This is a genomic window from Alcanivorax sp. HI0083, from assembly GCF_001635175.1.
This window is the reverse complement of the sequence record NZ_LWFX01001341.1, coordinates 1-11,072: the sequence shown is the minus strand read 5'-3', so window position 1 is coordinate 11,072 and position 11,072 is coordinate 1. Positions and strand designations below refer to the sequence as shown.

The following is an 11,072-nucleotide window of genomic DNA, read 5'->3' as shown; positions in this document are numbered from 1 at the left end:
CGCTCCCCGGGAGCCTGGCGAACGCTTGCTGGCCATGGTGGATGATTACGTGGCGCTGGCGGAAAAAGCCGCTCCCGGTGATGAGGCTACGTTGTTGCCGCGATTGGAATCTGCCATGCAGGACTATCTGTTTGCCAAGGCTCGCGACCATGGTGTCGCCCTGTCGGAGGATGAACTGCAGGATGCGCTCGGGTTTGATATCAACCTGAACAGTCAGGGCCTGCAGGTATGGCTTCAGCAGCAAAAAGGGTAAGCCCCGGCGAACCAACCCCGGCCAGGTGCATCCAAGGGTTTTTCCAGGGAGAACCAATATGTCAGTTATTCGATGCAGTGCCGTATGCGGGTTGCTGCTGGTCAGTGCGGCCCAGGCCGAACCGGTAACCCCGTTGCCGCAGTTGCAGGCCTATACCGTGCCGGAGGCCTGGCTGCAGCCCATGGCGCCATTACAGATTGCCGATAACGTCTGGCAGATCGGGACCGATGAGCTTACCTCGCTGCTGCTGAAAACCCGCGAAGGCGCCATCCTCATTGATGGCGGGATGCCCCAGAGTGCCGAGCATCTGCTGGCCAACATGAAGGCCGTGGGGGTGGCGCCGCAGACCCTGAAGTGGATTCTGGTCAGCCATGGCCACGGCGACCATGCCGGTTCGCTGGAGGCGATCAAACAGGCCACCGGTGCCCGGCTGGTGGCCAACGCGGAAACCGCCATGCTGATGGCGGACGGTGGCGCCAACGATATTCATTTTGGTGACGACATTCTTTATCCGCCAGTGCGGGTGGACCGACAGATTCAGGACGGCGAACAGGTCACTCTGGGCAACCTCACACTCACCGCCCATTTCATTCCGGGCCATACTCCCGGCAGCATGGCCTGGACCTGGCAGGGTACGCGAGACGGGGAGAGGGTGGATATCGCCTACGTGGACAGCCTGACAGCGCCGGGTTATCAGCTGGTGGATAATCCGCGTTATCCCCATATCGTGGAGGACTTCACCGCTACCTTCAAAACCGTGAAGGGATTGCCTTGCGATCTGTTGTTGACGCCACATCCCGGTGCCAGTGGTTGGGACTATACCGATGCCTCTCAGTCGACACGGATCGATTGTGTGGACTATGCGAAAAAAGCGGAAAAAACGCTGCGTGAGCAACGCCAGGCCCAGCAAGCGGATTGATCCATTAAGCTGAAGGAATCAATCGGCTGATTGACCTTGTTTACACCGGGGCGGCTGGCCATAGTGACTGCATTCACTCTCTTCTGGAGCCAATATGTCTGACGATACCTACACGCCCCCCCGGGTCTGGAAATGGGACAAGGAAAGCGGTGGCAAGTTTGCCAATATCAACCGCCCGATCGCCGGGCCCACCCATGACAAGGCGCTGCAAGTGGGCAAGCACCCCTTCCAGCTGTATTCCCTGGCCACCCCCAACGGGGTAAAGGTCACGGTGATGCTCGAAGAGCTGCTTGAGAAAGGCCACAAGGATGCGCAATACGATGCCTGGCTAATCAATATCCAGGATGGCGACCAGTTTGGCAGCGGTTTTGTGGACGTGAACCCCAACTCCAAGATTCCCGCACTGATGGACCATAGCGTGAACCCGCCCCAGCGGGTGTTCGAGTCCGGCAGCATTCTGCTGTATCTGGCGGAAAAGTTTGGTGAGTTTTTGCCCCGGGATCCAGCGGCCCGTACCGAAACGCTTAACTGGTTATTCTGGCAGATGGGCAGTGCGCCGCTGCTGGGCGGTGGCTTTGGCCACTTTTACGCTTACGCCCCGGAAAAGTACCAATACCCCATCGATCGCTACACCATGGAGATCAAGCGGCAGCTTGATGTGTTGGATCGCCGGCTGGCAGATAATACGTATCTGGCGGGTGATGAATACACCATCGCGGATATGGCGGTGTGGCCCTGGTATGGCGCACTGGTCACCAACAAGGTGTATGAAGCGGCGGAGTTCATTGAGGCTCATACCTACACCAATGTACTGCGCTGGACCCACCAGATTGCCGAGCGCCCGGCAGTGAAACGTGGCCGCATGGTAAACCGGGCCTGGGGTGATCCGGCCAGCCAGCTGTGGGAGCGTCACGATGCCAGTGACTTTGAATTGAAGACCCTGGACAAGCTACAAGGCTGAGGGCGTTCCTTGAGCGCGGAATGTCGGGTTACGCCGCTACGCGGCTAACACGACCTACAAGCCCTCCACTGGCTCCGTAGGTCGCATTAGCCTGAAAGGCGTAATCCGACAAAATGCCAAAACGCTGTCTCTTTCAGGTGCCGCAAAAGGTTTGAAACACGTGCTCGCCGGGGCCGGCTGATTGTCGATACGGGTCGTCACTGTCCCGGTCCGCATAAGGCTCGGCCAGTGCCTGTAATAACGCATGGGTTGGCGCCATATCGTTATCGTCGCTGGCAGCATTCAGCGCCTGTTCCACCAGATGATTACGCGGGATCACCGCCGGGTTGTGATTACGCATCAGGCACAGCGATGACGCCAGGGGTTTGCTATTGCGGGCCAGCCTCGCCCGCCACTGTTGGTGCCACTGCCGGAAGGTTTCATTCTGGTATTGCTCTGCGTCAGGCTGGCCGTCGTTGATCAGGTCACGGAACGTATTGGTGTAGTCCGCGTTCTGTGTCTGCATCCAGGTGAGCAAATCGGCAATCAGTTTGTCGTCTCCGGCTTCGCTGCCGAATAATCCCAGTTTCTTGTTCATCATGGCGCGCCATTTTTCTTCGTAACGCTGACTGAATGACTTCAACGACGCGGTGGCTTTTTCGATCGCTGTGTCCATGTTTTCGTCGATCAGGCTGAGCAGGGTTTCCGCAAAACGGCCCAGGTTCCATTGGGTGATGCTGGGCTGGTTTCCGTAGGCATAACGGCCCTGATGATCGATGGAGCTGAACACCGTGTTTGGGTCGAAACGGTCCATGAATGCACAAGGGCCAAAATCGATGCTCTCGCCAGAAAGGGTAACGTTATCGGTGTTGAGCACGCCGTGAATAAAGCCCACGCGCATCCAGTTGACCACCAGATCTATCTGACGATCCATCACCGTTTCGAACAGCGCCAGCGCCTTGTTATCTACCCCCTCCAGGGAGGGGTAATGGCGCGCGATGGTGTAATCCAGTAGTTGTTCCAGCAGGGCGGGATCCTGTTGCCCGGCGGCGTATTGGAAGGTACCCACACGGATATGGGAAGTGGCCACTCGGGTGAGAATGGCGCCGGGAAGCAGTCTGTCCCGGTGCACCCTGTCGCCGGTTCGAGTGACGGCAAGGCTGCGAGTGGTGGGGATGTTCAGGGCGTGCAGCGCTTCACTGATGATGTATTCGCGCAACATGGGGCCAAGGGCCGCGCGCCCGTCGCCACCCCGGGAAAAGGGGGTGCGCCCGGCGCCTTTAAGCTGGATGTCGTAGCGTTGCCCGCTGTTACCAACATGCTCCCCCAGCAGGGTGGCGCGGCCGTCGCCGAGCATGGTCAGGTTGCCAAACTGGTGGCCCGCATACGCCTGGGCAATGGGCTCGCTGCCCTCCAGTAATGTATTGCCACTGAAAAATTCGGGGTGTGTCGACAGGGCCTCGTTATCGAGCCCCAGCTCTCTGGCCAGCGCATCGTTAAACAGGGCAAAGGCCGGTGAGCTGACCGGTTGCGGCGAGCAATCTGAAAACAGGGGCTCTGGCAGGCGGCGGTAGGTGTTGTCGAAACGAAAGCCGAACGGGCTGGGCATGCAATATCCTGAAGGGTAGCAGTGAATGTGGCTGCCCACAGGGTATCAGAGTCTGCGCGGCCGGGTGACCTTGCCGATGGCGGTGTTGTCCAGATAGTCCGCCCAGGCCTGCAGCATTTCCCGGCGTTTATCCTGGTAGGCTTGCCGGTCGGTGGGTTCCTCGCCGCTCTGGTTGAGCAGCTGTGACTGGATCTGCTCTGCCTGATAGCCCAGTTCGCCCAGTGCGGTGGCGGCCAGAGTGCGCAGGTTGTCGGTGGAAACCGGTGTACTGCGGGTGACTTTTCTCAATGCGGAAGACAGGGTGTTGGCACCCAGATGCTTTTTACGGTCGCGGGTGCCGGGAAAGATGTACTCCTGGCGTCCGGTGATGGGCTCGATTTCCCGCAGCAGTTCCACAGCCTGACGGGGCAGGGGAACGGTAATGGTTTTATTGCCATCCGGGCTATCGACGCTACGGCGGCGGATGCGCCATTCGCCGGCGTCCAGGTCCATGTCGGACCAGCGGGCGTTAGCGGGCGTTGACGATCTCACTGGGGCGGGCCAGCAGCCACACTGTGAGCTTGAGAGCGGCAGTGGTGGTGGTGCGGCTCCACTGGCCGAGCACACCGCTGGCCAAATTGAAAATCTGTTCACGGGTGCTGAGCAAAAACTCCGGCTCAGTGCCGGAGCCGGTAAGCCGGCGTCGCAGGGCACTGGTTTGCTGGTAGCCCGCCACACCGGTATCACGGGCATGGGTGTAGATCCGCTTGCCGATGCCCAGAACGCGCTTGCCTCTGTCCAGATGCCCTTCTGCGCCGAGAGCCGCTGCCAGGGATTTCAGGTCTTCGGGAGTCACTTCACTGACCACCCGTTTACCAATGCTGGCGATCAGGTAGTTTTCCATTTGCCGTTTGGTGCGCCGGAATTGTTCTTCAGACACTTCAAATCGATAGACACGTTCCAGCCAGTCCCGGGCTACCGCCTCAAAGGTTTCCACTGAAGGGCTGAACACTTCACGCTTGACGCAACGGGTAATCGGGTCGATGCCATCGGCGATCAGCTCCCGGGCTTCATCGCGCAGTTGGCGGGCAAAGCTCAGGGTGACTTCCGGGCAAGGCCCAAGGGTGATGACTTTATCGCGGCCGTCGAAACGGTAGCCGAGTTTCCAAGTACGGTTACCACCGGTTTCTACCAACAGGTAGAGTCCCTTGTCGTCGTGGAGTTTATAGTCTTTCTGGAGCGGTTCGGCGTTGCGAACATCCGCGGAAGTCAGGGCCATGGCTCGCTGCAGCTCAGTGTGAAAGTGGGGTCCGCACAGACGGTGCCTGTTTCAATAAGTTACCCAGCTTTTGGGTGGCGTTCAATTGCTGTGCGGTCAGCGTTTTTTGCTGCAAGGTGATCTGTTCTCACCTGCATGAAACGAAAAACGCCGCCAGAGTGCTGGCGGCGTTTTTCCCGGGCGGTCTGTCAAGAGCCGGTTATTCCACCGGGTTAACGCACTCGGCCCGTGAAGGCTCCTGCTTGCAGCGAACCTTGAGCAGCAGGGACATCATGTCCTTGTTGTATACCCCTTTCTGGGTCAGCTCAATGCGGGCTTCACGCATCATTTCGTCATAACGCAACTTGTCTTTTTCCGGGATGCGGATCCACCAACGATCGGCGATTTCTTTGCTGGCGTTATCGATCAGCTTCATGGCCCGATCAAACTGGCTGTACATGAAGGCTCGGGATTTCTGGCCATAGCCTTCCGGGAATTTGTCCTTTTTGAAAATGACCTGAGCGCTCAGCTGACCCAGTACATAGTCCAGGATGCCGCCATCCGGAGCCATGCCCTTGTACAGCTCCAGTGCGGAGTAACCCATTACCGGGGCAAAGCAGATATCCACGGAACCGTTGTTGAAACGGGTGGAGAAATTGGTGATATCGGACATAACCGGCGACATGCCGACACGGGACGCCATGCTGGCCTGTGCGCTGTCATATTCAAGGACGGCGATGGATTTGCCTGCCAGTTCTTCAACGGTATCGATTTCCTTGTCTTTCAGGAACAGGAAGGCTGCACCCAGCGGGGCAACGCCGCCCACTTCATAGGGGCCGGAAACCAGATGTTTGTTGACGCTGGGGCTGTTGCTGGCGATCACGGCAATCACCGTTTTCATGGCCTCATAACTGGGGATGGCGCCGATAGAATCCATGCTGCCGGTGTAGCTGTTGAACTGGCGGCCACGGATGCCGGTCAGGACGGCGGCGTCGCATTGCCCGGCCTTCAGGTCCTCGGATGCAATTTTTTCATCCGTGTAGGGTTTTAACTCCACATCCACGCCCCATGCGACGGCGGCAGTCTTGTAGTCGCGCATGATGTTGAAGGTGTCGCCATTGGCGCCAATGATGTCGAAGACGCAGAACGTTCGTTTGGTCAGCGCCATGGCATTGCTGCTCAGGGACAACATGGCTGCGGTGGCCAGGGCGACCAGCCCCATTCTTGTTTTCATGGTGTGCTCTCCAGAAAGTAAACGCGTTGGCATGACTCGGATGGATTACCAGTTTCATGAACTGCATTTTGTTGGCTAAACCGGATTCGTGCTGTGCATAACGTGTTGTGGACAGGGCGGGGAAATGTTGCGGGTGTATACAAAGTGTTAACACCTGTTGGTTCTTGCCGTCCTCTTCACATGCGGTGGCGCCTTGCCCGGGCTCCTGCATGGACCTTTTGTCTCATTTACCCGGCAATCGTCTGTGCTACTGTCTGGGAGAGTGACGCCTCGTCACTGGACAAAGGAAGGAGTTGCCCCGGTGGAATTTGATCCGTTCCTGTTGGCCCGGCTGCAGTTTGCCGCCAATATCAGCTTTCATATCCTGTTTCCCACTATCACCATCGGCCTGTGCTGGGTCCTGTTCTATTTTCGGCTGCGTTATACCTTTTCGGGTGACAAGGCCTGGGAATACGCCTATTTCTTCTGGGTAAAGATTTTTGCCCTCAGCTTTGCGTTGGGTGTGGTGTCGGGTATCACCATGAGTTTCCAGTTCGGCACCAACTGGCCCGGCTTTATGGAAAGAGCGGGGAATATCGCAGGCCCGTTATTGGGTTACGAAGTGTTGACGGCCTTTTTTCTGGAAGCGTCCTTTCTTGGCATCATGCTGTTCGGCAAAAACCGGGTGTCCAATCGTCTTCACCTGGTGTCCTGTGCGTTGGTGGCCGTCGGCACCAGCTTTTCCGCGTTCTGGATTCTCAGCCTGAATTCCTGGATGCAGACGCCCACCGGTTTCCGTCTGGAGGACGGCGTGTTCTTTGTGGACAGCTGGTGGGAAGCGATCTTTAACCCGTCGTTTCCGTATCGCTTGGCGCACATGCTGAATGCTTCGCTGCTAACCGCAGCCTTTCTGATTATGGGGGTCAGTGCCTGGCGAGCCATGCGCCAGGTAGACGGCCCGGCGACCTGGAAAGTCATGCGTACCGGTGCGTTGATGGCGGCGGTACTGGCGCCGCTTCAAGTCTGGATTGGCGACTTGCACGGCTTGAATACGCTGGAGCATCAGCCCGCCAAGATTGCCGCCATGGAAGGCATATGGGAGACCGAAAAAGGCGCCCCGCTGACCCTGTTTGGTTTCCCGGATGAAGAAGCCAAAACCAACCATATGGCCATCACCATTCCCCATGGAGCCAGCCTGATCCTGACCCATGACTGGAACGGGGAAATCCAGGGTCTCAATGAATTCGGTGACGATATTCCGCCCGTTGCCCCGGTATTCTGGGCCTTTAGGGTCATGGTGGGGGTAGGGATGTTGATGGTCCTGGTCGGCTGGTGGGCGGCATGGCGATTGTTCCGGCGGCGTGATGAGAACCGGGATAGCCAGCTCTGGTTGCTGCGAGCCCTGTCAGTGATGACTTTCTCGGGCTGGGTTGCGGTGTTGGCTGGCTGGTACGTAACGGAGATCGGTCGCCAGCCCTGGGTCGTGAGTGGCCTGCTGCGTACCTCCGAGGTGGTGGCGGATCACAGTAGTGCGACGCTCATGGGGACGCTGTTCGGTTACGTATTGCTCTATGCGTTTTTGCTGGTGTCCTACATTGCGGCGCTGCGGTACATGGCGACCAAACCCGCGCGCTCGCTGACACTGACGCCACAGCAACGGGCCATGAAGGCGGAACAGGCCGACGATGAACTCGCAGAAGGAGACGCGTGATGGATCTGGGATATTGGCTTCCGCTGTTCTTTGCCGGCGCCATGGGGCTGGCGCTGCTGATTTATGTGGTGCTGGATGGCTATGACCTGGGCATCGGTTTGCTGCTGCCCTTTGCCGATGAGAAAGAAAAGGATGTGATGGTGGCCGCCATCGGCCCGTTCTGGGATGCCAACGAAACCTGGATCGTGCTGGGCGTGGGCATCTTGCTGATTGCTTTTCCCCAGGCCCATGGGCTGGTACTGACCTCGCTCTATCTGCCCGTGACGCTGATGCTCATGGGGCTGATACTGCGCGGCGTGTCATTCGATTTTCGGGTCAAGGCAGGCGACAAGCACAAGGCCAAATGGAATGCGCTGTTTTCAGTGGGGTCGCTGATCGCCTCGGTGTCCCAGGGCTGGATGCTGGGCGCCTTTGTGACGGGCCTCACCGGGGACGCCACCAGCACCTTGTTCGCCATTTTGATTGCGCTGGCGCTGCCGGCGCTCTACATCATGCTGGGTGCCGCCTGGTTGCTGATCAAGACCGAAGGCGCGTTGTTCAACAAGGCGGTGCGCTGGGGGCGCCTGGCGGTCTTGCCCATGGGGGCATTCCTGTTGCTGATCTCCATTGCCACGCCCCTGGTCAGTGCCACGATTGCGGAGAAATGGTTCACCCTGCCTAACGCCATTGGCCTGATGCCTATTCCCATTGCCACTGCGCTGGCGTATGCCGGGTTGATCTGGGTGTTTAACAGCAACCGGATTCTGCACAACGGCTATGGCTGGCTGGCGTTTCTGGCACTGATTGTGATGTGCGTGCTGGCGAGTATCGGGCTGGCTTACAGCCTGTTCCCGGATATCGTTCTGGGGCGGCTATCGATCTGGGATGCGGCATCATCGACGGAATCGTTGTTATTCACGTTCTGGGGAACAGTGATTACGCTACCAATGATTCTTGGCTATACGTTTTTTATCTACCGGGTCTTCCGTGGTAAAGCCACAGACCTGAGTTATGAATAATAAAGGGCGCCTGTTGGCGCCCTTTATTATGGTGCCGTTACGCCAGCAGTTTCAGTAAGGCTCTTGCCCCTGCTTCTGAGGAGGCAGGGTTTTGTCCCGTCACCAAATTGCCATCGGTGACTACATGGCTGGCCCAGTCATCGCCTTTTTCATAGATACCACCATTGGCCTTGAGCATGTCTTCGACCAGAAAGGGAACGATATCGGTGAGCTGCACTCCGTCTTCCTCGCCATTGGTGAAGCCGGTGACGGCACGGCCTTTCACCAGCGGCTCGCCCTTATGGCGAGTGTGGCGAAATACGGCAGGGGCGTGGCAGACAGCGCCGATGGGTTTGCCGCTGTTGTTGAAGGCTTCAATCAGGGCAATGGAGTGGGCATCCTCGGCCAGGTCCCAAAGCGGGCCATGGCCGCCGGGATAGAAGACAGCATCAAACGCCTCGATATCCACCTCGGCCAGGGGCCGGGTGTTGGCGAGAGCTGCTTTGGCACCGTCATCTTTATTGAAGCGATCGGTGGCAGCGGTTTGTGCTTCCGGTGAGTCGCTTTTGGGATCCAGCGGCGGCTGGCCGCCTTTGGGGGAGGCGAGGGTGATCTGTGCGCCCGCGTCCTGGAAAACATAGTAAGGCGCGGCAAATTCTTCCAGCCAGAAACCGGTCTTGTGGCCAGTGTCGCCCAGTTGGTCGTGGGAGGTGAGAATCATCAGAATATTCATGGTTGCTCTCCTTTGGTTTCATTTCAGTGCCCCCCCCACCCCGAAATCGGGGTGGGGTTGCGTAAGAGTGGGGTGGTTAAAGGCTGGCGTGCAGCACTCGCCGACATACGTCGGGGGTGACGTCGTTGTGCTCCCCCAGCGCGGTCATGCCGTGTTCCTCAAGGCTCTTGATCAACGGTTCGATGTGTTCTTCCGTCAATTGGTAATCCCCGAGACGGGTCTTTACGCCCAGGCTTTCAAAGAAAGCACGGGTTTTTTCAATCGCTGCCTTGGCCTGGTCTGCTTCGCTACCTTCATGGATGGACCAGACCCGTTGTGCGTACTGCACCAGCTTGTCGTGCTTGGCGTCCTTGCGTTCGGCGAGCATGGCCGGCAGCACAATGGCCAGGGTCTGCGCATGGTCCAGGCCATGCAGGGCAGTGAGTTCATGGCCCAGCATATGGGTGGCCCAGTCCTGGGGAACGCCGGCACCAATCAGACCATTGAGAGCCAGTGTGGCGACCCACATCAGGTTGGCACGCACATCATAATTTTCCGGATCGCTCAGGGCCTGTGGGCCAATCTCGATCAGGGTTTGCAGCAGGCCTTCGGCGAATCGGTCCTGTACCGGTGCATTGGCCGGGTAGGTGAGATATTGCTCGACGATATGCACAAAGGCATCAACCACACCATTTGCCACCTGCCGAGGGGGCAGGGTGAAGCTCTTGGTGGGGTCCAGCACGGAAAATTGCGGGAACACATGCTCGCTGTGGAACGGCAACTTGGCTTGCAGGGACTTGCGTGTGACCACGGCGCCCTTGTTCATTTCCGAGCCGGTGGCGGGCAAGGTCAGTACCGAACCGAAGGGCAGGGCGCGGTGAATATTGGTGCCGCCCTTGAGCAGGATGTCCCAGGCGTCGCCGTCGAATACGGAGGCTGCCGCGACAAACTTGGTGCCGTCGATGACGGATCCGCCACCCACCGCCAGCAGATAATCGATGCCGTCGCGCTGCACCACGCTGACGGCTTCCATCAGGGTTTCAAAACTCGGATTGGGTTCAATGCCACCAAACAGCTGCACCTGGCGGTCGCCCAATGCGGCTTCCACCTCATCCAGGGTGCCAGTGCGGCGAGCGCTCTCGCCACCAAAAAGAATCAGGACCTTGGCGTCGGCGGGAACCAGGGTGTCGAGAGCGGCAATTTTCCCTTCGCCGAAGGCAATGCGGGTGGGGTTGTAGAAATCGAAGTTGTTCATGGTGCGGTATCCTTGATTGATGGCGCTTGATTCGCTTGAAAGTTTTTAAATAGACCGGTCGTCTAGAGTTGGCGGCTAAAAAGGCCCGCTCAATAGCGGGCACGGTTGTGTTCAGTGTGGTTGTGTCAGCGTGCGAGCATGTTATGGGTCAGCGTCATGGCCTGATTCATGGGCTGCGCATTGCGGTGCAGCTTGGTCAGCAGGCTGGCGCCCAGCCATAGCTGGTAGAGGTTGCCGGCGGTCTGC

General features: G+C 58.2%; 10 protein-coding genes and 1 pseudogene. 5 read left to right on the top strand and 6 right to left on the bottom strand.

All coding sequences use genetic code 11. The features are described from left to right. The 3 genes and pseudogenes from A3754_RS27965 to yghU form a co-directional block, all read left to right on the top strand. Positions 1-253, top strand: a pseudogene (locus tag A3754_RS27965) (MBL fold metallo-hydrolase); the annotation flags it as partial. A 58-nt stretch (positions 254-311) separates the two neighbouring features. Then, on the top strand, positions 312-1,172 hold the full coding sequence (gene bla, locus A3754_RS19995; RefSeq protein ID WP_063521096.1) for a subclass B3 metallo-beta-lactamase: 861 nt from the start codon (positions 312-314) through the stop codon (positions 1,170-1,172). Between the two features lie 94 nt (positions 1,173-1,266). Next, positions 1,267-2,133 (top strand): glutathione-dependent disulfide-bond oxidoreductase, encoded by an 867-nt coding sequence (gene yghU / locus A3754_RS19990; protein WP_063521095.1) that lies wholly within the window; start codon positions 1,267-1,269, stop codon positions 2,131-2,133. 133 nt (positions 2,134-2,266) lie between these two features. On the opposite strand, the gene A3754_RS19985 is transcribed toward yghU, so the two are convergent. The 4 genes from A3754_RS19985 to A3754_RS19975 form a co-directional block, all read right to left on the bottom strand. Beyond that, positions 2,267-3,721, bottom strand: a complete 1,455-nt coding sequence (locus A3754_RS19985; RefSeq protein ID WP_063521094.1) for a YdiU family protein — start codon at positions 3,719-3,721, stop codon at positions 2,267-2,269. 45 nt (positions 3,722-3,766) lie between these two features. Further along, positions 3,767-4,213 carry a tyrosine-type recombinase/integrase gene (locus A3754_RS28620; RefSeq protein WP_231880710.1) on the bottom strand — a complete coding sequence of 149 codons (447 nt, stop codon included), beginning with the start codon at positions 4,211-4,213 and terminating at the stop codon, positions 3,767-3,769. A 16-nt stretch (positions 4,214-4,229) separates the two neighbouring features. Next, positions 4,230-4,979 carry an integrase arm-type DNA-binding domain-containing protein gene (locus A3754_RS28615; RefSeq protein WP_231880709.1) on the bottom strand — a complete coding sequence of 250 codons (750 nt, stop codon included), beginning with the start codon at positions 4,977-4,979 and terminating at the stop codon, positions 4,230-4,232. A 199-nt stretch (positions 4,980-5,178) separates the two neighbouring features. After that, positions 5,179-6,192, bottom strand: coding sequence for a putative solute-binding protein (locus tag A3754_RS19975; RefSeq protein ID WP_063521093.1), 1,014 nt, complete (start codon positions 6,190-6,192; stop codon positions 5,179-5,181). A gap of 301 nt (positions 6,193-6,493) precedes the next feature. Here A3754_RS19975 and A3754_RS19970 point away from each other — a divergent pair, with 301 nt between their 5' ends. Next, positions 6,494-7,882 carry a cytochrome ubiquinol oxidase subunit I gene (locus A3754_RS19970; RefSeq protein ID WP_063521092.1) on the top strand — a complete coding sequence of 463 codons (1,389 nt, stop codon included), beginning with the start codon at positions 6,494-6,496 and terminating at the stop codon, positions 7,880-7,882. Further along, complete coding sequence (locus tag A3754_RS19965) at positions 7,882-8,880, top strand: cytochrome d ubiquinol oxidase subunit II (protein WP_063521091.1); 999 nt, start codon at positions 7,882-7,884, stop codon at positions 8,878-8,880. The genes A3754_RS19970 and A3754_RS19965 overlap by 1 nt, the downstream gene beginning before the upstream one ends. Before the next feature lie 37 nt (positions 8,881-8,917). On the opposite strand, the gene A3754_RS19960 is transcribed toward A3754_RS19965, so the two are convergent. Continuing rightward, positions 8,918-9,592, bottom strand: coding sequence for a type 1 glutamine amidotransferase domain-containing protein (locus A3754_RS19960; RefSeq protein WP_063521090.1), 675 nt, complete (start codon positions 9,590-9,592; stop codon positions 8,918-8,920). A gap of 76 nt (positions 9,593-9,668) precedes the next feature. Then, on the bottom strand, positions 9,669-10,826 hold the full coding sequence (locus A3754_RS19955) for an iron-containing alcohol dehydrogenase (protein ID WP_063521089.1): 1,158 nt from the start codon (positions 10,824-10,826) through the stop codon (positions 9,669-9,671). Positions 10,827-11,072 lie beyond the last annotated feature (246 nt).

Coding starts and splice junctions, on each gene's coding strand:
- A3754_RS28620 (WP_231880710.1), bottom strand. CDS start 4,213: ATGGACCTGGACGCCGGCGAATGGCGCATCCGCCGCCGTAGCGTCGAT.
- A3754_RS19985 (WP_063521094.1), bottom strand. CDS start 3,721: ATGCCCAGCCCGTTCGGCTTTCGTTTCGACAACACCTACCGCCGCCTG.
- A3754_RS19965 (WP_063521091.1), top strand. CDS start 7,882: ATGGATCTGGGATATTGGCTTCCGCTGTTCTTTGCCGGCGCCATGGGG.
- bla (WP_063521096.1), top strand. CDS start 312: ATGTCAGTTATTCGATGCAGTGCCGTATGCGGGTTGCTGCTGGTCAGT.
- A3754_RS19960 (WP_063521090.1), bottom strand. CDS start 9,592: ATGAATATTCTGATGATTCTCACCTCCCACGACCAACTGGGCGACACT.
- A3754_RS28615 (WP_231880709.1), bottom strand. CDS start 4,979: ATGGCCCTGACTTCCGCGGATGTTCGCAACGCCGAACCGCTCCAGAAA.
- A3754_RS19975 (WP_063521093.1), bottom strand. CDS start 6,192: ATGAAAACAAGAATGGGGCTGGTCGCCCTGGCCACCGCAGCCATGTTG.
- yghU (WP_063521095.1), top strand. CDS start 1,267: ATGTCTGACGATACCTACACGCCCCCCCGGGTCTGGAAATGGGACAAG.
- A3754_RS19955 (WP_063521089.1), bottom strand. CDS start 10,826: ATGAACAACTTCGATTTCTACAACCCCACCCGCATTGCCTTCGGCGAA.